Below are 26474 nucleotides of genomic sequence, written 5' to 3' on the forward strand. Positions count from 1 at the left end.
GACGTATATTAACCGACTCATTGGACTTACAGGGAATTAACCTCACTTAATGAATCGTGCCTCCAGAGGACTCGGAATTTTTGTTCCGTCTTTTGCCGTGCCCATTAAGTTGGTCACATGATACCACTAGGCTGCGCTCCTTAACCCCCACCTGAGTCGCGCGAGGTGGAGGAGTGCGTCGCGATCTTGTTCAACGTAGCAAGGCTTGGCCTCGCAACCGAAAGAGTAAGGAGGCGACGCTTTTGATTCAAACTGGCGTCAGTTGAAACAAGAAAACGGAAAAACGAGCTTTTCCCTCTCTCCCTTGCTCCCTTACTCCCTTGCTTCCCGATTAAGGCGCTAATGCGTTACCGCGCAGCAAGCTACCGATGGTTTTGGCGGTGATTTTCATTTGAATCAAGGGATTGGCTGGAACCACCGTTTTGTAGAGATAGCTGTCGAAGGTGAGCTTCTGCACGTCTTTGTCGGCGCACATTTCCACAAACGCTTCGCGAGTTGCGTCGGTACGGTAAAACACCCGTTGCAGTAAATCCAGCACCAGGTACGTCATGCCGTATTGCTTGTCCCACCGCTTGATGTACAGCTTCAGATCCTCTTCCGTAGGCAGTTTTTGACCGCCGTTGGTGGTTTCGACGAGGGTTTCCGCACACATCCGCGCTGATTTAGCCGCGAAGTAAATGCCCTCACCGGAAGATTTGGTGACGGTTCCCGCCGCATCGCCGACGAGTGCCACGCGACCGCGCACGCGACGGGGACGAGGATGTTCGGGGATGGGGTGAGCTTCAACTTTAATGATGCTACCGCCTTCTAAGCGACGGGCTGCACGGGCGCGGATTCCCGCTTGCAGCTTTTTGATTTTCGCTTGGTTGACTTTCATCGTCCCGGTTCCCACGGCCACGTGGTCGTATTTGGGAAACACCCAAGCGTAAAAGTCCGGCGAGACATCGTCCCCGACGTACATTTCGGCTAAGTCTTCGTAATATCCCATTTTGTCTTCCGGCAGACGAATCCGCTCTTGGAAGGCAATGGCGTAGTTGTAGTCTCCTGCGTCGATCGCTTTGGCCACGCGGGAGTTGGCACCATCTGCCCCAATCACCACATCGACTTGTAGGGTTTTGTTTTCTCCCGTCAAGGTGCCGTTTGAGTGGTCGGCGTAGTGGATGACGTAGGGATCGGTGTTGTTATTGGGAATTTCTAATTTGTGAACGGTTCCGTTAATTAAATTGGCGCCGAGTTTGGCGGCGCGATCGCGCATGAAGCCATCGAGGACTTCCCGGCGACACATTCCGATATATTCGTCTTGATTGGGAAGATGAATGTCTACTTCCCGGTTGGACGGGGAGATCATCTTCATGTTGCGGACGCGGCGATCGACGATCTCCGGTGGTAAGTCGAACTCGCTCACCATGCACAGGGGAATTGCCCCCCCGCAGGGTTTGGCATTGTCTAACTTACGCTCGAACAAATAGGTTTCAATACCCGCTTTCGCCAAGGTTTCGGCGGCAGAAGATCCGGCGGGTCCAGACCCGACAACAGCAACCCGAATTCCCAAAGGTCTTCTCCTATACATCGCTTACGGCTATACGGGTGTGAATCGTATCACGGTGTTTTCGCCCTCGGACGGCTCGGCCGCGAAGTTGTGACGCAATGAAACACACTGTAATATTTCGCAACTTTTGCGTTGCAAAAATCGAGGCGCGTATGGGGAATTTTCGGGGGCGATCGCCGATTTTGCGAATCTAGAGAACCCGGATGCTGCCTGGAATTTGTCGGGCGATCGCAAATTGTACTCTTTCGTTTAACGCCCATCAACCAATGTAACGATTTCGTAAGCGATCGTTACCGATCGCAGCAAATCTCCGATGGAACCCCCATTGAGTTGTCAGGAAGGTGTTTTACAGTGAAGACAGTCACCTTTTACAGTGAGCAGTCACCAGTCACCAGTGAAGACAGTTTTCAGGTGACAGTTTCTCCCCCTCTCCCTAGCTCCCCCTTTCCCTTGCTCCCCTTCTCCCAACGATGAATCTTCCTCCCTGGCTCTTTATCGCCGTTGTCACCGTTCTCGTCGCTATCGTCACGAATCGATCGCTCAAGCCTGACGATATGCGCTGGTTCAATCGCCTCCAACGCCCGCCCTGGTTGACGTTTGAAGGGGCGATTCCCCTCATTTGGACGATCGTTTTTATCGGTGGAGCGTGGTCGGCGGTGTTGGTCTGGAACGCCGATCCCGGAAGCCTGCAAACCTGGGTGTTGATGGCGTATTACTTGGTGTTGGAATTGGTGACGCTGTCGTACACCCTGGTCATGTGTCGAACGCGTAGTTTGCGGGTGGGTACGATCCTCGGCGGAACGGGAGCGATTCTCTCAATTCTCTTGGCGATCGCCGTACAGCCTGTTTCTAGCGTTGCGGCGTGGCTGCTGTTTCCCTATATTCTCTGGAGTCCCATCGGCACTTACACCACGTTTGCGATGGTTCGCTACAATCCTAACGACGCCTAAACTCGCCGTTTAAACTGGTTCTCGATATCTCAAACACGTTGAATGATTCCCGAAGTTTCGTCGATCGAACTCGCACAGCTTGCCTCGGGAGATATTCTCTCTCTTCAAGTTTACAAGTTTCGGGGTGCGACGCCCGGTAAAAAAGTCTATTTACAAGCCAATCTTCACGGAGCAGAAATTGTTGGTAATGCGGTCGTCTACCAGTTAATTGAATTTTTGAGCGAACTCAATTCCAGTCAGCTTACTGGTGAAATTTGGCTGGTTCCTGCCTGCAACCCATTGAGTACGAACCAACGCTCTCATCACTTTTCGAGCGGTCGTTACAATCCTTACGACGGTCGAGATTGGAACCGTATTTTTTGGGATTACGAGAAAACGGATGAAGCGATCGCTGAATTTGCCAAAACTCAGGTACATCTCGATCCCGAAACGATTCAGCAAAACTTTCGCGATCGCGTGCTGAGGAAGTTCGCAACGCTGCGTCAGAAAATCGACGCCCCCAGCAGCGTTCCTTACAGCGATCGCTATCGTTATGCTTTACAGTCTCTGTGTCTCGATGCCGACTACGTTATCGATATCCACAGCAGCAGCAACCAATCTTGCGACTATATTTACTGTTTTCAAACCCGAGAAGACAGTGCAAAATATTTTTTGTTGAATTATGGAATCTTACTGAATGAGTATGATGGTAATGCCTTCGATGAAGCATTTTTAAAACCTTGGCTCGCTCTCGAGCGGGAACTGGCTAAACTCGAAAACCCGACGTACTTCGATCTCGAGTCTTGGACGCTCGAACTCGGATCGGGAATGAAAATAGATCCCGATTCTGTTTATCGTGGTGTTCGCGGCATCAAAAATTATTTTGCAGGTAAAAAAATATTAAATATCGCCGGATTTCCACTCGTACAAACCTCGTCTCAAAAGGTCGAGTTTTTTCAGAAAAGCCATCTTAAGAAATACTACGCTCCCCACGGTGGATTCGTGCGATCGCGCGTTGCCCTCGGAACGATCGTGCGATCGCAACAGTTACTTTATCAACTGTTAGTTTTGAATAAATCTGGGGAACGTCCCGAAATCGTAGACGTTTGCGCCGAACGGGGTGGAATCGTGTTCGATTTATCGACGAACCAAGCCGTAAATCAAGGGGAATACGTTCTCGGTTTGTGGGAACGGGAGACTTGAGCAACCCACGGAATCGCGACAATACATCGTCTAAATTGAGTGGAGATCGCCAACGCCGATCGTTGCTATCTGGCAAAATTCATTGCCAAACCACGCTGAAAATCGCTGCCTGTAGCGCCTGCCTCGATTGTCAAGGGAAGTCGGCACTTTTCACTTTTCATACCATCGTTCAAGTCAAGCTCGCTCCTCAAAATACAAGGCCAGAATTATCTGGCTCTTCCGAAGTGACCCTGAAAAAAATCACCGAACTGAATTCCTTACGGAGTAAGGCTTTTCCAAAACTGTATAAAAAGGGAACTCAAATCACGAAATCCCTTTCGAGATATAGGCTACGGGCATTTATCCTGCATACCCAAGTCGGAAGAACCCGTTTTTTTAACGTTCCCACAGACATTCTGAAGGAAGAAAAGGCACATTTCGAGACTGATGACTCACCAATTTAACGTTGCCGTTGGCATCGATGCGCCATCCATTGGCTTCCACTAACTCGACCAGATCGTCATCTGTTGAAACGTACCGTTGCGATCTACCTTCCTCCAGTCGATCGCTGTTGCGAGCTGCATCGACCTCTGACAGCCGCTCGGCTTGAGAATCAAACGGATCTTGCCAATCGATCCAAACCCATTGACCTCGAAAAATATCATCAACAGGATCGGGTGGCAGCCCACCATTTCCCGTCACGACAAAAGAGTTCTCACGAGCGATCGAACAAGCCGAAACAATTTGAGTCGTCGGATCGATGGGATCGCTGCTCAACTGAACTAAAGCCGAACTGGTATCGATTTCCGGCTCGGTAATGGCAACGACACCATCGACTCCCAGTTGAGAACTGGCGGTAATACTACTATCTGGAGATATAAATAAACCTTGGGTGGTAATATCGATATTGCCACCCAAACCTTCAATAGCATTAGCCGTAATGCTGCTACTTTCAAGCAAGGTAAGGGTCTCACTATTGATAGTGATATTGCCACCGTTCCCCATGCCTCCAGCTTCGGCAGCGATAGTTCCACCCTGCTGCAAAATGGTAGCGTTGCTGATATTGAGAAGGATGTTCCCCCCTTCTCCCGAAAGTGTTGAGGTCGTTAGTTCGCTATCGCTGACGACAATCGAATCGGCATTGATTTGTAGCGTACCGCCATTCGCAACCCCGTCGTTGACCGCTTGCACTAGCCCGCCATCGAGAACTCGTACCACGGGAGAATTGATGGTGATGCTACCCGCATTTCCTATCAGAAGCTCTGGAGATGCTCCTGGAAAGAGAAACGGGTTTACCAAAACCACACCCGCACTAATCGTGCTGGGACTAAAATTATTTTCTCCGCTAACGGTCACGGATTCGGAGGCATTCACAGTCACGTTTCCGGCATTTCCCGGCCCGATCGCCTCTGTGGAAACCACAAATCCATCTCGTACTGTCAGCCGCCCCGTGTTGATGGTGAGCTGACCGCCATCGCCACCAGTGCGCGTATTGTTGAAAATAGTACTAGAACTAAACGGCGCACCTATCAGTTCCACAGACTCGCTGGCATTGATGGTGATATCTCCTGCCGATCCAGTCAGTTGGGAGGAAACGACTAGGTTGCCATTGGATGCGTACAAACTGCTGTTATTGCCGATAATCAAACGTTGGGTTGTCAGATCGATATTGCCACCCTCTCCTAAACCAGACGCATTTGAAAAAATGCTCGAAAGCACGAACATCTCGTTAGAAGTCACGACATCGAGGACTACTGAATCAGCAGCATGGATGTGCTGATCGCCGCCGCGACCCTCTCCAAAAGTGGCGGTAACAATGGAACTACCATCTGTCACTTCTAGCTGGCGAGCGGAAATATAAATATCTGCACCGTCACCTGCTTCCCGAGTCCAGCTTCGCAGTACCGATCCGGTGGAAGTATCTGGAATCGTGCCGTTGAGAATCAGGCGATCGCTCAGGTTTACCGTGAGGGTGCCGTCGGGTTGCGCTCCCGAGTGCAGCATCTGCAACCCAGAACCATCGCGGATTTCTAGGGTGCGACCCCGAACCTGGATGAAACTCGTACCCGCACCGTCGGTACTCGCGAACGCTCGGTTTAACAGTTGAATATCCCCAAAACTCGATGTGTCGCTGTAGTCGAGACTCCAGCCAGAGGGGACAGAACGAAGACCCACGTTTCCCGTTTCTACGGCTCCTAATTCGATGCGTCCGTCTGAAACAGCCAGTAGAGCGCCATCTAAGGTGATGCGACCTCCCACTAGGGCTAGGGTGCGATCGGGTTGCACTCGCAATCCCACGTCAGGATTTCCGTCGTTCTCGGAATTGCCAAGTAGTGCGCTGGTGTCGATGGGAATTCCTTCTACACCAATGGCAGCGACTGAAGAGGCAAATTGTAAACCCACAGGAACGCTGACCGTGAGGAGGGAATCGGTTTCAGGGTGAGTTGCGCTGAATTCCACCCCATCGTTGAAGACAATACTGCTCGCCGTCGTGCCGAAAAACGAGCCGCCGATGTCGAGGCGAGCATTTTCTCCAAAGACGATACCGTTGGGATTGAGTAGAAATAGATTCGCCGTTCCGTTGGCTCGAATTAAACCGTCAATGTTGGAAATATTACTCCCCGTCACGCGAGTCAGGATATTTTCAATACTAGCAGCGTTGTTGAAAAAGGCTTCTGTACCTGTCGGAACAGAAAAACTGTCGAAGGAGTGAAATAGATTGTTTCCGGCTTCCGTTCCGCCGTTGAGGGTGGACGTATTGCCCTCGATCGAGACTTGGGAAGGACTAGGGAGCGTACGATCGGGAACAATTTGTCCCAAAGCAGGGGTAACGTTCAGCAACGCGAGCAGTGCTGAACTTCCCAACTTGGCAAATAATCGTAGGTTAAACGATTGGTTGGAAAATCGAACGTTTTTCCAAGGTACGGTTTTTGGCTTGTTCATCGTCCTGTGTTCTGGGTCTAAAAAATATGAAGCGAAAAATCTTTACTAAACTATTATATAGTGAAATTGAATATATTGGAGTTCCTTTGTTTTCGATCTTCCATCCCCACTTTACTTGATTTGCAGTTTTCTTTCCTCGAGCAATTGGTGTAGGCTACTTCAAGGTGTTCGACGTACTTAAACAGACGATTGGTAATAGACTTCTTAGCCAAACATCAAACATTTTGATTGGGATGTTATCCGGATAATAGGGAGGTAGAAAAACAAACAAATATTTTTTCATAAAATATTTGTTTTCATAAAAGCTTGAATTGTCTGAAATAAAGATTCTGAAATAACGATCGTTTTAAGGGCAGATTTCTCAAAATCATTTCGGGACACCTCGAACGATCCGAGCTTATTGATAAAAAATCCCTACTATCGAGAATCAAAAACGAGATTTCAGGAGTTTCAGACATTGGAGTTCGATCCAGAATCAGTTTTCCGAGGTTCCCTTCCATTGTTTCTCAGTTCTTTCTACTCTTGTTGAATTTCCCGATCGAAACATTTGCAAACCTTGTAAAAATTTTCTCCATTCCCAGCTTAACAAAACCACCATAGGTAGAGTTGTTGTGGGTTACTTAAATACCAAATATAGCGTAAGCACTAATACTTACACACTATCGATAGTGCGTTAAGTTTTGCAAAACGCTACCTTTGGATTCGATCTGCCGAATGTGGGATATAGTGGGGTCTAAAATCAAGAATAACGTACGAAATTCTAAAGACTTTGCTATGTATCGATCGGGGTGTATCGCATAGTTTCAGAACTCGCTACATCGAACACCTTATTCAGGTCTGCGTTGTACCGCTTCCCAGGACAGAATGTTACCCACACATATAGCAACCCTAGATGAGTTGTGGGTAGTGCTGCACTCTAATGATGCTGGTCGGGTACAATCCTTGCTGTGGCAAGAATTTAAAAGCCAAAGTAGCATTACTCCTCATTACTACCACAGACTGAACCTCCTTCGACCGTGAGGGGTTGGATTTGTCAAGAAGTGTAATAAGCCATCGCGAACGCCGATCGAACCGCGTATTTTCCTGCATTTTGCTCCAATCTCTCGATATCGTCCGCTGCTCTCCGTTAGATTTTAAAATTTAATGAAAATAATTTGCAATAATTAGAATCGATCGCCTATCATAGTCCTTAATTGATGATAGCTCTCAATAACCAACATCGATCGCTCGGCAAATTGTCGTCCGATCGGTACTCAAAGCCAGGCAATTACGTCTTCTCAGCCAAGCGGCATCTCGGGCGATCGCTCTCACGTTATTGCAGATTATTCTAAATAACTGCTCGACATCCGAGCGATCGTCTCAGACGTACCCTTGTTGTCGGTGAAACCGGGTGGGAGGGAGACAGACCGACCGTCCTTCGACCTCCTTCCTTTTTTCTGCGAGACGGCTAATCCTTGGGAATCAGGGACTGTTCCACAATGAAGTTGGCGAACATCTGAGCTTTCAGTCGCGAACCGGCTTCCGTCACGTGAACGCCATCGCTGAAATACTGCTCCTGTCTCGGGAACGTCGCCGCAAAATCAAACAAACTGACGTTGCGACTTTGAGCGATATCTTTTAAAACTTGATTGTGTTCGCCGATGGCGATTTGATATTCCTGAGACGCCGCCCGAATATCGAGTTCGGGATTGGGAAACAACGCCATCGTCGCCAACATCACCTTAATACTACGAGATTGGGCGATCGCCACGATATTTTCAATATTGCGCTGATAGTAAATCGGAGGATTCGCCTGCAAAATCTCCCGAACCGTCATCTCCTCGAATTCGTCTGTCGGATAAGTTCCCGCTTCCAACTGGTCGTGAAACTCGTCGGCGATATAACTTTTGGGCGAACTGTTAATCGTATTGTAGGAAGTATGCGGTTCCATCCAACCCGATAAAATCGCCACGATGCGATACAGCGTACTGTACTCCAACCATCCCGGCATATAAACCCGTTCGATCATCGGCGCCGCTCGTCCCGAATTATCACCCTTGTACGACTCCGGTTCCACGACGCGGGGCTTAAAGTCGTTGTATCCCGAATACAGGATAATCATATCTGGGTCGAGATCGAGCGATCGCAACTGGAAATCGATTAAAAAGTTCCAGCTTTCCCACCCCGGAACCCCAGCGTTGACGACGTTAACGTTCGTATATCCCCGTTCTTGAAGTTCCTTTTCCAGCAAGTCGGGATAGGACAGTCGATAATCGTCAACCCGCGTCGTGTAGGTGGTCGAACCGCCGATACAGACGATGCGAAACTCCCCCTCTGGCTTCGGTTGTACGAGTTCTTCGCCGCGATAGCCGAGGGCGTTATGTCGGTTTTCGTCGTCTTCGTAATTCGGCGTTAACGTATATCCCAAATAACGATGGTGGGAAATTTGCGGGTCGCCCCCCACTTTCCCCTGACGACTGGCTTTTTCGAGTTGTCGCAACGAGGCGAAGGTCGTAAAGTCGTCGTCGGTGGCGAAGTGAAATAAATACGCTCGCGCACCGAGTTCTAGGAAAATTAGAGTAAAGAAGGCGGAAACCCCAGCCAAAATCAGATTGGGGAGAAACGAGCCTTTGTGTTTTTGGGTGGGTTTTTTATCGGTCACGACAGTTCGAGAAATAGCGTTCGATCGAGCGACATTTTCGCGTTTCGGAGTTTGATTGAAACAGACAGTTTAGGATTTCCGTACTACGAAACCGTCCATATATAACGAGTCGATGCCGCTTTTTCCAAAGGATTTAAGGGCGTTTTCCGGGGTGTTGACCATCGGTTCGCCCCGCAGGTTAAAACTGGTGTTGAGCAACACCGGAACCCCCGTCGCCTCCTCGAACAGTTCCAAGACGCGATGGTACAGCGGGTTCCAATCCGATCGCACCGTTTGCACCCGTCCCGTTCCCCCGTGAGACACCGCCGGAATCCGATCTTGTTTCGAGGAGCGAATCGGCTGCACCATCAGCATATATCGCAGCGGATAGTGGGGTTCCGGGTCTTCGACGCCCTCGAAATATTCCACCGCCCGATTTTCCAACACCACCGGGGCGAAGGGGCGAAAGGGTTCGCGGAATTTGATTTTCCGGTTGACGATATCTTTCATTTCCGGCCGTCGGGGATCGGCGAGGATCGATCGATTCCCCAACGCCCGCGGCCCCCACTCGAAGCGGTCTTGGAACAGCGACACCACTTTCCCCGCCAGTAAGTCATCGACCATCATGGTGGCGATTTTGTCGCGATCGCTCACGTCTTGATAGGCGAATCCCGTATTGTGAATCGCACTGCGGGCGGTATCGGCGGTATGATGCTGTCCCCAGTAGGCGTGTTCCATCACGAAGCGGCGAGGGTTCCCCAGCAGTACGTGATAGACGTACAACGCCGCCCCCAACGCGCCTCCAGAGTCTCCCGCCGCTGGTTGGACGTACACGCGATCGAACGGCGTTTCGCGCAAAATCCGTCCGTTAGCCACGGAGTTCAACGCCACGCCTCCCGCCATACAGAGATTTTTACATCCCGTCACCTCGTAAGCGTGGTTGGCCATTTTCAACAGGGTTTCTTCCGTCACCCGTTGGATGCTGGCGGCGATGTCCGCGTAATACTGGTTTTGACGGGCGAGGTTGTCGTCCCACTGGGGAACGGATTTGTCCGGGTGCGTGGTGAGGGTGTAGAAATCCGATTCCGGGGTGCGCGGTTTCCCGAAGTGTCGCACGAACCGATCGCTAAAGGTGCGGGTGGTGGAATGGTGGAAGGTGAAATAGTCGAGATTGAGGTTGAAGCTTCCATCGTCCCGCAGATCGAAAATGTCGTAAATTTTATCGACGTACCGGGGTTCGCCGTAGGGCGCCATCCCCATGACTTTGTATTCCCCTTCGTTGACGCGGAAGCCTAGAAAGGCGGTAAACGCGGAGTATAACAGCCCCAGGGAATTGGGAAATTTGATTTCTCGGAACAAGTCGATACTGTTGCTGCGCTGGCTGGCGTCGGCGTCGTTTTCCCAAAACGCCGTTCCGCGTCCCAAACTGGCGGTCGTCCATTCGCCCACCCCGTCTACGGTGAGGATTGCGGCGTCGTCGTAGGGGGAACAGAAGAAGGCGCTGGCGGCGTGGGACAGGTGATGTTCGACGAATAAGAGTTTTTCGGTAGGAAGGTCGAGTTTGTCGAGAATCGTACCTTTGACCCAGAGTTTTTCGTTCAACCAGGCGATCGAAGCTTCGCGGAAGGTTCCCCAGGATTTGGGAAAGGTACTTAACGCCGTCATCAAAATCCGCTCGAATTTAAGCAGGGGTTTTTCGTAGAAGACGACGTAATCGAGGTCTTGGGGTTTTATACCCGCCTGTTGCAAGCAAAAATCGATCGCGTGGTGGGGGAAGCCGTTGTCGTGTTTGATGCGGCTGAAGCGTTCTTCTTCGGCGGCGGCGACGAGTACGCCATTTTCAATTAACGCGGCGGCGGAATCGTGATAGTAGCAAGAAATACCGAGGACGTACATACTTTAGAAACTGAAAGGAAGGGGGTCGAAAGAGGGTGAATTCTAGTTTTGGAAGGGTGCATCTCAATGGATGTAAAAATATGAATTCGAGGTAGGTTAGGTGGGACGATAGCGAACCTAACAACAGCTCAATTCATTGCAGAGACTTCGATCTGATAAATTTCCGTTTTTGAGATGTACCCGTTTTGGAAGCTCTATATAGGGTGAGTAATGACCACAAATTGCTCCGTTTTGGGAGTTAGAAATTAACCCAAAAGTGACGTGACGTTCAAACGTTGTTTTTGTGAGTTGGTTTGGGGCGGTGGGCGATGCCCACCCTACGACTCAACTAAGCTCTACGACTCAACTAATCCCGTTAAAACTGATATTTAGAATCGCGAAGTTTGAGGTCTCGTGTTTGTCGATCGAGCCACAAACTTGTATTTTGATGGGGTTTGCGTCCGAGGGGATCGAGCAACAGTTGAGTAACGATCGCAAAAGGAGCGAAAATAATAAAGTAAAAGATCGTTAAGACAAAACGGGCGATAAAATTGCCCATGAAATGCCCGAATGCCTTCCATATTTTCCACGTACGTTTGAGAAGATTCACGCTCGATCGAGTCCTCACTTGACAACAACGACTTCAAACAATGAAGGGAATTAGAACAAGGTATAGATAAAAGGTGCCAAACCGGAAGCTGAGGCGAACACGAGGAACAATCCGAAAATGAGAAGTAACGTCACCATCGGGATCAGCCACCACAGGCGACGTTCCCATAAAAACGCCAGCATTTCGCGGGCGACATCGACGTTAACGGACATTCGGCGTAAAAAACGCAGCATTCCTCTCTCCTGAATGGGTATGTCGGTTTTGAAAATCGTGGGGTTTGACGATTGAATCCGACTTTTAGAAAGATTTAACCATTCACTTTAACATATTGCAAATGGGTTTTTGTGGGCGATCGCGCAACGGCACTCTTTCCGCTCGAGACTCCTTACTCAATATTCATCTGAATTTCCTAAAAACAGTCAATTCCATAAATTACTACTCAGTAATCTCGAGTGGGGAACTATACCTCTCGGGTACTGTTTCAGAAAAAGGTAACGAGACGGTAACGACGACACAAAATCCTAGCAGGATGTTGTGGACGAGGATTGTCGCCGTCCCGATTCCGTCAGGTGCGATCGCTCTAACCCTTAAGGATCGACCACGAACGTCAACACCGTTTCGTCAATGCCCTTCAAATGCAGCGGCCGAAACTTCACAATGTCCGCGTCGTCCAAATAATCCGCCACCGCCGCCGACACGAGAATGCGGCCGGGATCGGCGGCTTCCTGCAAGCGCGAGGCAATGTTGACACTCGGCCCGATGGCCGTATAGTCGGCGCGATCGCGTCCGCCAAACATCCCCACCACAGCAGTACCCTGATGAATCCCGCAGCGAAACTGCACCGGAGACAGACCCTGCGCCGTCCACTCTTCGTTGAGGCGATCGAGTTCCCGATACATATTGCGCGAGGCGACGATCGCCCGTTCGACTTGTTCGTGGGGTTTCATCTCCTCGGGTGCGCCGAAAATCGCCATCACCGCATCGCCGACGAACTTATCCACCGTTCCCCCCGCCTCGAAAATCGCTTGCGTCATCTGGGCCAGATACTGGTTGAGAACCTGCGCCACCCGTTTCGATCGCAGCGTGTTCGCCAACTGCGTAAACCCGACGATATCCGTAAACACCACCGTCACCAACCGGGGTTCGGGACTCAAATCTAACTGTAAATCGCCTTTGGCTGCCTTCTCCACCAGCGACGGCGGTAAAAACCGCTTCAAGACCGATTCCGTTAAATAGGCATTTAACTGGGCGATTTGCCGTTCCCGTTGCTTGAGGGCTAACAAATTTCGCACCTGGGCCAGTAACTCGCGATCGTTGAACGGTTTCGACAAATAGGCATCCGCCCCTTGTTCGACGCTTTCGAGGCGAGTTTCCTCGTTGGCTTTCGCCGTCAACAACACGATGGGAACCCCCTGTAAATTCGGGTCTCGCCGCACCGCCGCGATTAAATCCAACCCCGACACCAAGGGCATCATCAAATCAGTGACGATCGCGTCGGGACAGTGACGCCGCGCCAATTCCAACCCTTCGGCCCCATTACGTCCCAGCAACACGCCGTATCCAGCCCGTTTTAACACGTCCGCCACGTACACCCGCAAATCGTGGTTGTCTTCGACAAACAACACGGTCAGAGAAGGGGTGGGAGAGGTCAGAAGCGGATTCGTCAGATGTTGTAGGGGCGATGCGACCGAAGCCGCTTCAGACGTTATCGCATCGGCGTCTACAGTAGCGGCCGACATCCCGTCTTGAGAGAGTTCTCTGGCGAGACTTTTCGCTGGCGTTTCGATCTCCGCGTCGAGATCTGCCAGTTCGATGGCGATGCGATTGGCTTCCGCCGACACCATGCGATCGCCGAGTTCCAGTTCGGTCGATCGCTCGAGAACCCGTTCGGGATCGAGGTGAGATTCTCCCACGGGTAACCATACGGTGAAGGTACTGCCGCGATCGATCTCAGAATCGACTGCAATCTCGCCGCCGTGGAGTTCCACCAATTCCTTCACCAACGCCAACCCCAAACCGCTGCCCTCGTAAGAGCGGCTGACCGACCCTTCGGCTTGATAGAAGCGATCGAACAAATGGGGCAGGCGAGCGGGATCGATGCCGATTCCCGTATCCCGCACTTGCAACGCACAGCGATCGCCGATCGCTCGCACGGAAACCTCGATTTCACCTCCCATCGGTGTAAACTTCATCGCGTTCGAGAGCAGGTTGTAGAGAACCTTATCGAACTTGTCGAGATCGAGATACAGCGGCGGACAGGGTTCGAGGGTGTCGCGCAGGTGCAATCCTTTTTTTTCACAGTAGGGACGAAAGGAATCGAGAATGTGGCCGATAAAGGCAGTGAAATCGCAAGAGCGAAACGACGGCTGCATTCGTCGGGCGTCGAGACGCTGGATATCGAGGAGTTGGTTGACCAACCGCAGCAAGCGGCGACTGTTTCGCAGGGCAATTTCAGCGCGTTCTGGAGGAAGGGGTTCCTGTCCGGCCACGGCCGCTTCGAGAGGCCCCATCATCAAAGTTAAGGGCGTGCGGAATTCGTGAGAAACGTTTTGGAAAAACTCGGTTTTTTGGCGATCGAGTTCTAACAATCGTTCGGCTTGTTGGCGGGTTTTTTGATACAACCGCGCCTGTTGTACGGCGATGGCCGCTTGAGCGGCGACCGCTTGCGCCAGAGAGAGTTCTTGAGGCTGCCAAGAGCGCGATCGATGGTTTTGTCGCAGGGAAATACTTCCGATAATCTGTCCGTCGGCCACGAGCGGAACCACCAGTAACGCTTTCGCGTGTAGGTGAAAGGCGCGATCGACCCGGTTTAAGGCTGGCTCTGCGTCCAAATCGGAAATCACCACCGGTTCTCGGGTTTCGAGAAGTTGTTGGAGAACCGGGTTTCGGGCGATGGGAACCACCGATTGAGGCAAACCCCCGGCCGGTTCTATCTCGTCTGGCTCGAGGGTGTAGAGTCCCACACATTGAACGAACTCGTCCTGTTCGCTCCACAGGGACAGGGCGCACCCGTCGGCGTCGAGCGCTTTTCCGAGTTGTTCGGTGATGGCGGCGAAGATGTCGGGGGGGTTGAGGCTCGAGCGAATCGTCGTGGTGATGGCGTTGATGAGCCGTTCCCGCTGGGCTAACGCCTGCATTTGTTCGTAGGTTTGAGCTTGAGCCAGCGTCAGGGCTGCTTGTTCGGCCACCATGACCACCAATTGCACTTCGTCGTCTTGCCAATGACGGATTTTGCCGCACTGGTGCAAGGCGAGAACGGCGACTAGGAAAATTTCGCCGGGGCGATCGTAAGATTGGGCGCTCAGGGGAACGACCAGGCTCGAACGGATGTTCGCTCGGCGATACGTTTCGGCCAGATCGGGATCGGCGGCGATGCGATCGTCGGCGGCTGCGTCGGAAATTACGGCGATTTCGTCAGTTTCCCAGAGGGTGTGGGCGAGAACGGGATCGAGGGAGCCGTCGGCGTCTTTGAGGTCGGGGGAGAGGGAGGAACCGGCATAACCGAACCATTCAGACGCCATGACGCCGTCTTGAACCGACCGCAAAATACAGCAACTGACCTCGAACATTTGACCCATCGTTTCGACGATGGTTTGTAAGATTTCGCGGTAGTGGGTGCGCGATCGAATCGTGTTGGTAACGGCGTTGAGGAGAGATTCTTGGCGCAGGGTGCGACAGAGTTGTTCGGTTCGCGCCTTCAAGACGTTATGGGTATCGACGGCTTGACGGACGACGGTGCGGAGTTCGTCGACGTTCCAAGGTTTCGTAACGTACTTGAAGACTTTACCGCTGTTGATGGCTTCGACGAGATCTTCGACGTCGGTATAAGCGGTCAGGATGATACGGATCGCGTCGGGGTATTGGGTCGCAGTCAGACTGAGAAACTCCGTCCCGCTCATTTTCGGCATTCGCTGGTCGGACACGATGACGGCAATGTCGCCGTCTCGCGCTAAACAGTCGAGGGCGTCTTGCCCGCTCGTCGCCCGTATGACTGTGTAGAGAGGGTGTAATACGCGCTCGAGCAGGTCTAGGTTGTCGGGTTCGTCATCGACCACCAAGATTTTTGGCTTGCTGTTGTCTCGAGCTGTCATTCACTTATAAGATCTCAAGAGGCTCCCGTCACCGTCAGGGAGAGTGTCGAGGGGCAGAGTGCCGCATGGTGACTGCCGGATCTCAACGCTCGTCGCTCCCTCATCCGATTATAGAGTCGCCAGCAAAACCCACGATTTAAATCGTAGAACGTGGCGTTGAAACTTTTCAACTCCGTCACCGCCTGTTTTTCTCTTATGCTTGAAATCCTAGCTCGACACTCTCAGCGTCTTTTGAGGCTTGGAGTGTCAAACTATAGAGAATCGTAACAGCGTTTTTCAAAGAGTTGTGCGGTGGAGTTTCGCGACGCCGATCCCCCACTCGATCTCGAAGGAGCGATACCTTTCGTGAATTCCAGTTCCCCTAGCTTTCCCACCTCCTCGGTCTCGAGAGAGGCATCCGTTTCGTTTCCGAGAGCAGACGAAACGGAACCTTTGCCCGCTTGCAGGGTTCGTCCGGCGACGGCTCTGGATTTGCGGGAGGTATCGGATATTCTAGCTCGGAGTTTTCATAGCGATCGCGGTTGGAACGGTTGGCTGTATCCGTTGCTTCGCTTGGGAATTTACGAGGATTTGCGACATCGCCTTCGCGAACCGAGTCCCCCTTATTTGTGTTTGGTGGCCGCTTGGGTCTCGCCGACCGACCGGCAACGGACTGAAGAGTTAGCCGGAACGGTGGAGCTGAGTTTGAAAACACAGCCGACGGCGTCTCTCGATTGGATGCAGTATCCTTATGTTTCTAATTTGGCGGTGGAGATCGCGTCGCGACGGCGCGGCATTGCCAAGCGACTGCTCGAAACTTGCGAGCGACAGGCGATCGAATGGGGATTTTTAGATATTTACTTGCACGTTTTGGAAGATAACGCCCGAGCGCGATCGCTTTACGACAAGTTAGGTTATCGCGTGCGACGAGTCGAATCGACGTTAGGATCGATGTGGTTCGGACAACCTCGCCGTCTTTTTCTTCATAAGCGGTTGTCGCGGCGATCGCCCGTTTAGTGTCGCGACACAGCAATCGACACCTGGAATCGGGCGATCGACATCAATACCTTCTCGATTTCCTTCAAAGTATGAAGAAATGCTAAGAAACTCCCCCTTCAATCTAAAAAAAATATAAATATAAAGATCCGATGAAGTAATTTCGACAAAAGCCTTCGATATACCAGATTATCGATCGCCTAATTTAAAGAAACGGCAAATTTTTCGGGAAAGACTTACATTCGTTCCGATTTCGAGTCCACAATCGAGATCGATCGAGGATAATAGACATGAGATCGAGCCGAGTATTCAAGCGAAGCAGCACCGCTCGAAGGTTATTCTAGCGTTAGCGCTCTGGAGATCGATTTGAATACACTCTTGAAGTCGAGCGAATTCACCGCTTATAATCAAGATGATTTGTGTGCATCTATGGTTTTCCCGAGTAAGTCCGGCTATGGGTAGCCGATCGACAACTTACGGAGTACTCCATCTTTTTGAGAGCTACTGACATGTCCCGACTCAGCCTTGTTAAGTCTTCACAGCCCGCCGAGCTACTTTCGCAGCTTAACAGCGGTCAGTTGCTCGTTGTCGATAGCCGTCGCCGCAACGGTCTGATCGTTTACAAACGCTACCACGCCGAATTTGCCGGTCCGGGAGCGGCTGTTGGGGGGTTCTTTGACGTTGGAACGCAGCGGACGATTCCAGTCGGAGATCTAGCGCTCATCGCCCCAGAAAAATACGAACAGCGTCAAAAGGCTTACTCGATTCGCCGTCACTGGATTCGACTCACCGAGCAACTGACGGAAAACCCCGTACCGTTGCAACGTGCGAAAATGTTGTTAGCTCAGTTCGAGCATTACTTCGATACCGAGACTGTCGATTCGCTACCCGACGATGCTTTAGCCAACCTCGTCGGAGTTTTACCCAGTACGATTCGTATGGTGCGTCGCCCTAAAGCCGTCAGGCAGAGGCAACTGGTTAGCGTTGGATAGTTTCCCTCCCAACAACCGTCATATCGATTAAATCAGCTTCGATCGGCCTTAACAAAAATCTAAAGAAAATCTTTTGCCTCCCAAACAGTGTTGGGATGTTTTTTGCTGTTTGGGGTCACAAAGCCTTCTTGTATTCCATTAAGGTAGGCTTCAAGAAGTCTCCACCACAGAGACACAGAGGACACAGAGAGGGAGTTGTTAGGTTGGGCAAAACCAGTATTTGAGATTTGGATTCCGTATCAATTATCCCAACGCTTCGTCGAACGTCGTTGAGTCCGATCTTAGTCGAGGACTCAAGGGTTAACGGGCTGTAAGTCTTACCCCGTCTGCGTTATCAACTCTTTTTTACCCTTACAGAAACAGGTCGACGATCTCGCGTTGAAGTACAGATCGCACTTTACCGAACAGTTGGCTGTACCGATACGGCGGCGAAGAGTTTGCGCGTCTGGTCGGCAATCTCGACGAGGCCGACGCGCTCGAATATGCCGAAACCCTCTGTCGCGCTGTGGCTGATACTGCCATCGACCTACCCGACGGCGATCGCCTATCCGTAACCATTGGGATCGGCAGTACGATCGCCCAAGAGGACTCTTCCATCAGTGCCTCGAAATTCATCGATCGGGGCGATCTCACCCTGTATCGCACCAAAGCGAGCGATCGAAACTGTGTTCGCCTCACCCGAAGCGTATCCTCAACTCGAGACCTCTGGTCTCGTTAAGACTAAAGTTAAAATCGAGAGGGGACGGTTCCCCAACCCGGAACCTTGTCCGCTGCACTCAAGGTAAACGCTGCCAGTTCTTCGAGTTCCTCGCGAGACAGCCAGCTTTCGGGAACTTCCCGACACCAAACCGTCGGTTCCGAACCGTCGTAGGTCATCGGAAAGCGCATATACTCGACAAACCCGGAAATATTGTCTCGAGGGGGCGTCGCGCCTGCCAAGTCTTCTAGTGTTAAAGATACTGGGGGAAACGGCAGCGTCAACCCGTTAGAGTGACAGTAGGCGCAGTTTTCCATAAACAGCTCGCGTCCTCGGGTGAGGGCTTCCCCCGTAAATTCTCGCGTGTTACCGCTGTCGTCGAGTTTCACCGCTGCCGGCCCCTCGGAAACTAAGTAGCGTTTCACGTCGCGATCGACCGCCCCCGCGCGAGCTGGGGTCGCTAGGACAACGAGGCTGCTACAAAGCAACGCGATCGCGAACAGGCGACGGAGAAACCCCATCGTCGCGATCGCGGCTGTCGGCAATCGAAAAGACATACTCTAAAGTGTAAATTTTTATGACTTAATATCGGCTCCCGGTGTCCGAACGCGAACACCGGGACAGTTCTCTCGAGGCAACCGGTTCTAGTTATAAACCTTGCCGCCCCCCCACATCACACCGCGCAGCTTCGGCTGAATCAAGATGTGACCGGCGATATCGAACAAGTCTTCTTCCGTCAGGTTTCTCATTTCGGGGAAAATATCCGCACTCGAGGTGGCCGGGTGCAGTTCCGAAATATCAGTTTCGCCGTCGTAGGTGGTGGGATGTTCCATGTAATCCACCAGTGCTTCGACGTTGTCGCGACGGGGCGTAGCCAAGGCCAAATCGTCCAGTCCCAGCTTCACGTTGGGGTTGGTTTTGGTAATTCCTTGGGGGTGACACTGAGCGCAGATATCACCGAAAAGGCGCTGACCGCGGGTAGCTTGCTCGAGGGAGAGCGTTACGGTATCGCCCTGTGCGTTCAAGGGAACCGTACGCGTTTCAGCGTCGAGGTCTAAGGCCGCCGCGCTATTGACAAATATTTGAAACGCAAAGAACACTGTGGCTACTGCTAGCCCAAAAACTCTTTTTAGCATAGTTTTCCTCTAAAACTTGTTGACTTATCCCACGGCAGATCCGTGGGACGCCCGACATTTCGAGCATTTTGTCAATATGAATATCATGCCAGAGTCCGGCAACTTTGGCGCGTCGGTTTTAGGGATTTGTCACGGTGGAGGGAAAGTCGATTTCCGAAGTCTGGACGTGGCTGAGGTGGCCGCCCAAGGATTCGGGAGGGGTCGAGTGCAGGCGAACGAGTTGGGCTAGGGTGTTTTTGAGTTGCGGTCGAGGCACGATCGCATCGACAAAGCCGTGGGTTAGTAAGTCTTCAGCGCTTTGGAAGTTTTCCGGTAGCTTCTGGCGCAAAGTTTGTTCGATGACGCGGCGTCCGGCAAAGCCGATAGTGGCTTTCGGTTCGGCGAGAATGATGTCACCGAGCATGGCAAAACTGGCGGTGACGCCGCCGGTGGTGGGGTGCGTCAACACGGGAACGTAGAGCAAGCGAGCTGCTCGGTGGCGTTGCAGGGCCCCCGAAATTTTCGCCATCTGCATCAAGCTCAGCATCCCTTCTTGCATCCGAGCGCCGCCAGAGGCGCAGACGATGACCACGGGACGGCGTTCTTGGGTTCCCCGTTCGACGAGGCGAGCGAGTTTTTCCCCGACGACCGACCCCATGCTCCCCCCCATAAAGCGAAAGTCCATCACGCCGAGGGCAACGGGGCAACCGTCAATTTGTCCCAAGCCGGTTTGTACGGCGTCGTTGAGTTGGGTTTTGCTTTGGTAGTCGCTGATGCGATCGCGGTAGGCTTTGCGATCGCGGAACCCGAGAGGATCGGTCGGACGCAGATGTTCGTCGAGGGGCTGCCAGGTGTCGCGATCGATCAGTTGCTGGATGCGCTCCTCGCTAAAGATCCGAATGTGGTGTTCGCATTCGGGACAGACCATCTGGTTCGCACGCAAGTCTTTTGTATAGGTTAAAACGCCACAGGACTCGCACTTGGTCCATAGTCCTTCAGCGATTTCGCGTTCCTGCGGTTTTTGACCCATTGAGTTTAATTTGCGCCGATCTGCAAACCAATCGAATAGAGACATGAAGTTTCTCGGGATCTTTAACGAATCTTCGCGATCTTAAAAAAGTACGATCTTAGATACAGATCGCATCGTATCAAATTCCGGTCTCGAAAGCATCCGAACTGTGTCAGATCGCAATCTGGGAGTCCCTCGCGATCGCCCGAGCCAGAGCTGCGATACGTTAACGATAGACCTCCTGCATCAATTTCTGAGTCCACCCCAATCTTCTCCTTCGCACGGGGAGGGAGCGAGTCTCTCCCTTTAACAAGGGGGGATTAAGGGGGAGGATTTTGATTCGTGCAAGAGGTCTAATGCAGAAAAACGGTCTTGTTTGGGTGAATACGATGAAGAGTGACACGATATTATTAACCATCGAGCGCTTGAAACGCGCTACGACCCCGATCGCGATCGCGACAGTGCTGTCGGGTAGCCTGACCGCACTTCCTGCCTCTGCCAACGTCAGACTGCAACTCGATCCGCGTTTGGCTGAAGCTGAAATTTCTCCGATGGATCTCAATCGGGCGAAAAACTACGCCCGTCAAGCGGCCGAGCAAGCTAACGGCGGCTTGGGAGAATACCGAGCAGAACCCGCGATGCACGGTCCTTCTGCTGACGCTCCCTACGAAATCAATGCAGATGGCACGATTACGTTTACGTTCTTAGGGCGGGCCCCGGAATCTCAAACCTACACGGTCGAAAGTGTCGTCACTGTCGATCCCGATACTTGGGCGATAGACCTCGAATACAACGGCCCGATTCGGGAGTAACGGAGCCGAGGAGCTTCTTCAGGGGAGCAGGGGAGAGGGGGAGCAGGGGAGAGGGGGAGAAACTGTCAACTCTCAACTGTCCTCACTGGTGACGGGTGACTGGTGACTGTCTTCACTGTTTTCCTCGGTTAGCTGCCCAAGCTCGGAAAAAATAGGTCGAGATAGCTCTGAACGATCGCCTCTCCCCAGAGAGCTGCCACTGCACCGCCGAGAGCTAAAAACGGACCGAAAGGCATCGGTTGCGATCGCCGCAGCCAACCCAAGGCGATCGCAGCTCCTCCAACGAACGCCCCGATAGCACAGCCGAGAAACCCACCCACGAGCATGAGTTTCCAACCCAGCCACGCCCCGATGGCCGCCGTGAGTTTAGCATCTCCGGCGCCCATCGCTTCTTTGTTTAAGGCAACGGATGCCACGAGGCGAATTCCATCGACGAGCCAAATTCCCACGACTGCGCCGATAACTCCCGCCATCAAACCTTCGATCGCCGCGCCGTTTTGCCATCCCAACGCAGTTTGAAACGTCAACCCCAATACAACCCCCAGTTGGGTAATCGGATTGGGAAGGGTCATCGTATCGAAGTCGATGAGGGATAACACGATCGATCCTGTAAAAAATAGCCAGTATCCTAGAGTCGTCAGAGACAGCCCGTACAACCCAAAGACGAGAACGAACAACAGCCCCGTCGCCGCTTCGACGAGGGGATAGCGAGGGGAAATGGGGGCGCGACAGTGGGCGCAACGTCCTCGCAGCCACAACCAACCAAAGACAGGAACGTTTTCGCGTCGTCGCAGTCGATGACCGCAGTGCGGACATCTCGATGGCGGCCACAGCAGCGACAGTCCGGCGGGAAGGCGATACACCACCACGTTAGCGAAACTCCCAACGGACGCACCGAGGGCGAAAACGATGAGATAAGTCGGAAGGGTCAGCCAAAATTGGGAGGACATTATTTACAGCGAGCGGCGAACAGCGATGACAGCGAGTCGTTAACCGTTTTACCCTCTTACCTTATTCTTGTTCTTGTTTTCTTTTAACATCATCACATTATTCGAGCGTCTCATCACCGGGTCGATCGCGCAGTTAAGCTAGATGGAAGAATTTATACTGACGATGGCACTCGAGCGGTGAAAGAACGAGTGTTGCGCGATCGAGACCGAACGCCATTACGGGAAGAGGTGGATGGTATGGCAAACGAAGAACATTTGGAGCGACTGCGAGCTGGGATCGAGATTTGGAATAACTGGCGTCGCGCCCATCCCGAGGTTCGGGCAAATTTGTTTCGTGCCGATCTGCAAGGGTGGGATTTGTCGCGAGCGAACTTGCGCCACGTCGATCTGCGGCGGGCGAATTTAGCGGAGGCGACGTTGAGAGCCAGCGATCTGTCGGAATCTTATCTGATCGGGGCAAATTTACACGGCTGCGATCTGACGGGGGCGACGCTGCGGGGGGCTTTGTTACGAGAAGTCGATCTCAGCGACGCGAATTTGAGCGAAGCCGATTTGAGCGAGGCGTATCTGAGCGAGGCTGACCTCAGCCGCAGTAAAATTTTGCATACGAAGCTCGATCGCACGCGGTTAACGGGGGCTTGTGTGGAAGATTGGTCGCTCGATCGCCCGGCCTGTTTGAATTTTGCGATCTGCGAGTATGTCTATCTCAAGCAAAACCGCCAAGACTGTCGCCCTCGTTTGGGCAGTTTCGCACCGGGAGAACTGACGCAACTGTTTCAAAAGATGTACGCCACCATCGAGTTGATGTTCTCGAAGGGCATTGAGTGGGCAGGGTTACTCGAGGCGATCGAAACGGTGCGATCGCAAAAAAATCTCGAAAATTTAGCGATTTTTGGGCTTGAAGAAAGTGAAAACGGATCGCTACTCGTTCAGCTCAAAATCCCCCCTCAATCTGATAAGTTAGATATCAAAAAATTAGTGATGGATGCGTATGCAACGGCAGTTCGTAAAATCGATCTGCAATATCAAACAGAACGACCTGAAATCGATCGACGAGACATTGAACTTTATCGAAATCGCAATGCCAGCATTTTAGATATTATTAAGTTTTTGGCAAGTCGTTCGATCTAAAATATTCAGTTTGAATATTATATGGCAACCCTAAATCAGTTGTTTAACAAAATTGGGACAAAAAGGGAACAGCGGATCTGGGAATCGGATTTTTTCTGGTGTTTTAATTTTTGACGACTCATTTGGGACTGCTATACTATCGATTTGGGGTCTTCTGGGTTTAAGGTAATAAGCTAATTTTATGATAAGTAAAACCCTTAATGTAGGGGCGTCATGGCAACGCGCCAACGCCCAATTTCGCATTCAAAATAACAAATTACACCGCAATTCCCGAAGACCCTCGATTTGTAAAGAACGCCCTTCAAAAACTTAGATCGATCGGACACAAGTCTGAGTTCGACTTTAGAGGGGGACAGAATCAGGAGCTTTATAAACTTTCAATTGGCTCGACGCCAGCCATGTCGAGAATTTCGGGAATCAAATGTTCGCTACGAATGGCCATCATGTGGACGCCGTGGCAGAGATCTCGGGCTAAACGGACTTGTTCGGCAGCGATGGCCATCCCTTCGCGCAAGGGATCGGAGGCGCGGTCAAGGCGATCGATAATCTCCTGAGAAATTTGAACTCCCGGTACTTTCTTGTTGAGGAACTGGGCGTTTTTTGCCGATTTGATTAGAAAAATTCCTGCCAAAATTGGCTTGTTGTAAGCTGAAGCGATTTGAGTCACGAATTTGTCGAGGCGATCGAAATCCGAAATGAGCTGACTTTGAAAAAACTGCGCTCCGGCTTCAATTTTCTTCTCGAAGCGACGCTGCAACCCCGACCAACTCTTGGATTGAGGATCGACCGCCGCGCCGGGGAACAAGTCCGTTTTCCCGTCCGTAAGGGGTTTGTCGTTGAAGTCGATGCCCCGATTGAGCTTGTGAATAAGCCGTAACAAGCGCACTGACTCCATGTCGAAGACGCTTTTCGCACCGGGATGATCTCCGGCTTTCACCGGGTCCCCCGTCAGGGCTAAAATCGTGCGAATTCCCAAGCCGTGGGCACCCATTAAGTCTGCTTGTAAGCCAATGCGATTGCGATCGCGACAGGCAATTTGACAGATCGGTTCGATGCCCTGTTGTAACAAAATTGCCGACGCTGCCAACGACGACATCCGCAACACCGCCCGCGAACCGTCGGTAATATTGACCGCGTGAACGCGATTTTTCAAACCCCGTGCCATCTCCACCATATGGGCGGGATTTCCCCCCTTCGGTGGCGCGACTTCGGCGGTAATTAAGAATTGTTTCGATTCAATGGCGTTGCGGAAGCAAGTCATGCTGGTTCTCGGGCATCTGTAAGGGGCAAGTGAGGACTAGAGAGGTTTCGAGAAGCCCATCGCGTCTTTGACACGAGCGAGGGTCGCTTGGGCGATCGGTTCGGCATTTTCGCGGCCGCGACGCAGAACCGACTCTAAATATTCCTTGTCGTCCATTACCTCTTTATACTTCGTCTGAATGGGAGTTAGGGCTTCGACTGCCGTTTCAGCTAACAATGGCTTGAACTGACCCCATCCCATATCGGCGCATTCATCGGCTACCGTGGCTTTATCTTTGCCCGACAGCAGCATATACAGCGTTAAGAGGTTATTACATTCGGGACGGTCTGGGTTGTCGAACTCCAAACCGCGCACGGGGTCAGTTTTGCACTTTTTGATCTTTTTGGTAATGACGTCGGGGGAGTCGAGAAGGTTAATCCGACTCATTTCTGAAGGATCGGACTTCGACATTTTCTTCGTCCCGTCCGTCAAGCTCATAATCCGCGCCCCGTCCGTGCGGATGAGGGGGTCGGGCATTTTCAACACCGGATTTTCCGGGTCGCCGAACTGGTCGTTCAGGCGAATGACGAGATCGCGGGTCAGTTCGATGTGTTGCTTTTGGTCTTCCCCGACGGGGACTTTATCGGCGTCGTACAGCAGGATGTCAGCGGCCATGAGAACCGGGTACTCGAGGAGTCCGGTTCCTACGTTTTCCCCTTGTTTGAGGGCTTTTTCCTTAAACTGAATCATCCCCTGTAGCCAGTTGATGGGGGTGATGCAGTTGAGAAGCCAGGTCAGCTCGCTGTGAGCGCTGATGTGAGATTGAATGAAAATGTTGGAACAGTCGAGATCGATGCCACAGGCGAGGTACAGCGCTGCGATCGTGTAGCTGTCGGAGGCCAGGGTGGCGGGGTTGTGGGGAACGGTGATCGCATGTAAGTCCACCACGCAGAAGTAGTTTTCGTACTGGTGTTGGTTTTCGACCCAGTTGCGAATTGCCCCGAGATAGTTTCCGAGGTGTAAGTTACCTGTGGGTTGAACACCGGAGAGAATGCGCTGTTTGCCCATGAGGAGTGCTTGAGACGACACAGAACCATCAACTCGGCCGCCTCGTGGCGATCGAATCGATGCTTAAAATTTCGACATCCTCTAGTTTGACATAGAGCGCGATCGCTCCAACAGTCGAATTTGGGCGCGGGGGAGCTTCTTCGGGGAAGAGGGAAAAGTGAGAACCGTTCACAGGTAACAGTTTCCCAACCGATCTCATCGTCAGTTCGACGGGTGACTGTAATCAAACTTGGGGTTCGGGACTCGATTCGGGAATGTCGGGAGCGCGATCGCCAACCTTGAGATCGTATCCTTGCCGTTGTAAGTCCTTCACAAACTGCGTATCGTCGATATTTTGTCGCCGTTTTGCCGCTTCTGGATCGGTTTTGGCACTTTTGCGGAGTTTCTTGAGTTTGGCTTTTCGTCCCATAATCCAAACCTAATATTTTGACATACTCACGCCCGCTGAAGCCGGGCGTGATTCTTGACGGTTCCCAGCAACTCGCCTCCGAAAAGGTCTTACAGTCGCTCCCCGTCCGTTTAAGGTCGTGCCGATGCCCCATGCCGACCGTTTCTATATTTCTCGCAGCGTTTTCGTCGCGGTCGTGTTCAGTTTCACAACTCAAGCACACGACCGAACGTACTGATAGGTCTAATTTGCCCCACTTAAAACCACACTCCGAGCAAACTTGGCTCGTAGGCTCCCA

22 protein-coding genes and 1 pseudogene are annotated in these 26474 nt (G+C 51.9%); 7 read left to right on the top strand and 16 right to left on the bottom strand.

Going from position 1 to position 26474, the window contains the following annotated elements:
• Nucleotides 1-331: 331 nt before the first annotated feature.
• Nucleotides 332-1570: a geranylgeranyl reductase gene (gene chlP, locus POG22_RS04185; protein WP_498903812.1), complete on the bottom strand. Its 1239-nt coding sequence runs from the start codon at nt 1568-1570 to the stop codon at nt 332-334.
• 449 nt (nt 1571-2019) lie between these two features.
• On the opposite strand from chlP, the gene POG22_RS04190 reads away from it, so the two are divergent.
• Nucleotides 2020-2499: a TspO/MBR family protein gene (locus POG22_RS04190; RefSeq protein WP_498903813.1), complete on the top strand. Its 480-nt coding sequence runs from the start codon at nt 2020-2022 to the stop codon at nt 2497-2499.
• Between the two features lie 42 nt (nt 2500-2541).
• Nucleotides 2542-3681, top strand: coding sequence for a M14 family metallopeptidase (locus POG22_RS04195; protein WP_498903814.1), 1140 nt, complete (start codon nt 2542-2544; stop codon nt 3679-3681).
• A gap of 375 nt (nt 3682-4056) precedes the next feature.
• Here the strand turns inward: POG22_RS04195 and POG22_RS04200 are convergent, their stop codons facing one another.
• The 6 genes from POG22_RS04200 to POG22_RS04225 all read right to left on the bottom strand — a co-directional run bounded on the left by POG22_RS04200 (nt 4057) and on the right by POG22_RS04225 (nt 15799).
• Nucleotides 4057-6603, bottom strand: coding sequence for a two-partner secretion domain-containing protein (locus POG22_RS04200; protein WP_498903816.1), 2547 nt, complete (start codon nt 6601-6603; stop codon nt 4057-4059).
• 1447 nt (nt 6604-8050) lie between these two features.
• A complete protein-coding gene (locus tag POG22_RS04205; protein ID WP_063715894.1) occupies nt 8051-9244 on the bottom strand; it encodes an SGNH/GDSL hydrolase family protein in 1194 nt (397 codons plus the stop codon).
• Nucleotides 9245-9313: 69 nt separating this feature from the next.
• Nucleotides 9314-11119, bottom strand: a complete 1806-nt coding sequence (locus POG22_RS04210) for a carbamoyltransferase family protein (protein ID WP_063715895.1) — start codon at nt 11117-11119, stop codon at nt 9314-9316.
• A gap of 355 nt (nt 11120-11474) precedes the next feature.
• Nucleotides 11475-11657 carry a hypothetical protein gene (locus POG22_RS04215; protein ID WP_063715896.1) on the bottom strand — a complete coding sequence of 61 codons (183 nt, stop codon included), beginning with the start codon at nt 11655-11657 and terminating at the stop codon, nt 11475-11477.
• Between the two features lie 101 nt (nt 11658-11758).
• Nucleotides 11759-11941 (bottom strand): DUF5989 family protein, encoded by a 183-nt coding sequence (locus POG22_RS04220; protein WP_017662846.1) that lies wholly within the window; start codon nt 11939-11941, stop codon nt 11759-11761.
• Between the two features lie 354 nt (nt 11942-12295).
• Nucleotides 12296-15799 (bottom strand): response regulator, encoded by a 3504-nt coding sequence (locus tag POG22_RS04225; protein ID WP_498903817.1) that lies wholly within the window; start codon nt 15797-15799, stop codon nt 12296-12298.
• Between the two features lie 291 nt (nt 15800-16090).
• Between POG22_RS04225 and POG22_RS04230 the strand changes: the two genes are divergently transcribed.
• The 3 genes from POG22_RS04230 (at nt 16091) to POG22_RS04240 (ending at nt 18484) form a co-directional block, all read left to right on the top strand.
• Entirely contained in the window at nt 16091-16795 is a 705-nt protein-coding gene (locus POG22_RS04230; protein WP_082901401.1) for a GNAT family N-acetyltransferase, read from the top strand.
• 488 nt (nt 16796-17283) lie between these two features.
• Nucleotides 17284-17766 carry a hypothetical protein gene (locus POG22_RS04235; protein WP_063715905.1) on the top strand — a complete coding sequence of 161 codons (483 nt, stop codon included), beginning with the start codon at nt 17284-17286 and terminating at the stop codon, nt 17764-17766.
• Nucleotides 17767-18178: 412 nt separating this feature from the next.
• Nucleotides 18179-18484, top strand: a complete 306-nt coding sequence (locus tag POG22_RS04240) for a GGDEF domain-containing protein (RefSeq protein ID WP_082901402.1) — start codon at nt 18179-18181, stop codon at nt 18482-18484.
• An 8-nt stretch (nt 18485-18492) separates the two neighbouring features.
• Here the strand turns inward: POG22_RS04240 and psbV2 are convergent, their stop codons facing one another.
• The 3 genes from psbV2 to accD all read right to left on the bottom strand — a co-directional run bounded on the left by psbV2 (nt 18493) and on the right by accD (nt 20653).
• Nucleotides 18493-19020 (bottom strand): photosystem II cytochrome PsbV2, encoded by a 528-nt coding sequence (psbV2, locus tag POG22_RS04245; protein WP_082901403.1) that lies wholly within the window; start codon nt 19018-19020, stop codon nt 18493-18495.
• 87 nt (nt 19021-19107) lie between these two features.
• Entirely contained in the window at nt 19108-19599 is a 492-nt protein-coding gene (gene psbV / locus POG22_RS04250) for a photosystem II cytochrome c-550 (RefSeq protein WP_026097897.1), read from the bottom strand.
• A gap of 118 nt (nt 19600-19717) precedes the next feature.
• Nucleotides 19718-20653: an acetyl-CoA carboxylase, carboxyltransferase subunit beta gene (accD, locus tag POG22_RS04255; protein WP_017662768.1), complete on the bottom strand. Its 936-nt coding sequence runs from the start codon at nt 20651-20653 to the stop codon at nt 19718-19720.
• Between the two features lie 359 nt (nt 20654-21012).
• Between accD and POG22_RS04260 the strand changes: the two genes are divergently transcribed.
• On the top strand, nt 21013-21399 hold the full coding sequence (locus POG22_RS04260) for a hypothetical protein (protein WP_498903820.1): 387 nt from the start codon (nt 21013-21015) through the stop codon (nt 21397-21399).
• 128 nt (nt 21400-21527) lie between these two features.
• On the opposite strand, the gene POG22_RS04265 is transcribed toward POG22_RS04260, so the two are convergent.
• Nucleotides 21528-22349: a prepilin peptidase gene (locus POG22_RS04265; protein WP_063715899.1), complete on the bottom strand. Its 822-nt coding sequence runs from the start codon at nt 22347-22349 to the stop codon at nt 21528-21530.
• Nucleotides 22350-22526: 177 nt separating this feature from the next.
• On the opposite strand from POG22_RS04265, the gene POG22_RS04270 reads away from it, so the two are divergent.
• Complete coding sequence (locus tag POG22_RS04270) at nt 22527-23480, top strand: pentapeptide repeat-containing protein (protein WP_150128334.1); 954 nt, start codon at nt 22527-22529, stop codon at nt 23478-23480.
• A 367-nt stretch (nt 23481-23847) separates the two neighbouring features.
• On the opposite strand, the gene POG22_RS04275 is transcribed toward POG22_RS04270, so the two are convergent.
• The 5 genes and pseudogenes from POG22_RS04275 to POG22_RS04295 form a co-directional block, all read right to left on the bottom strand.
• Entirely contained in the window at nt 23848-24741 is an 894-nt protein-coding gene (locus POG22_RS04275; protein WP_063715901.1) for a methylenetetrahydrofolate reductase, read from the bottom strand.
• 36 nt (nt 24742-24777) lie between these two features.
• Nucleotides 24778-25788 (bottom strand): tryptophan--tRNA ligase, encoded by a 1011-nt coding sequence (gene trpS / locus POG22_RS04280; RefSeq protein ID WP_063715908.1) that lies wholly within the window; start codon nt 25786-25788, stop codon nt 24778-24780.
• Between the two features lie 28 nt (nt 25789-25816).
• Nucleotides 25817-25987, bottom strand: a complete 171-nt coding sequence (locus tag POG22_RS04285) for a hypothetical protein (RefSeq protein WP_498903823.1) — start codon at nt 25985-25987, stop codon at nt 25817-25819.
• A gap of 24 nt (nt 25988-26011) precedes the next feature.
• Nucleotides 26012-26197: a hypothetical protein gene (locus POG22_RS04290; protein WP_017662761.1), complete on the bottom strand. Its 186-nt coding sequence runs from the start codon at nt 26195-26197 to the stop codon at nt 26012-26014.
• 46 nt (nt 26198-26243) lie between these two features.
• A pseudogene (locus POG22_RS04295) lies at nt 26244-26474 on the bottom strand (zinc ribbon domain-containing protein); the annotation flags it as partial.

It is taken from the genome of Geitlerinema sp. CS-897, assembly GCF_028368005.1.
In the GTDB taxonomy this organism is placed as follows: domain Bacteria; phylum Cyanobacteriota; class Cyanobacteriia; order Cyanobacteriales; family Geitlerinemataceae; genus Baaleninema; species Baaleninema simplex.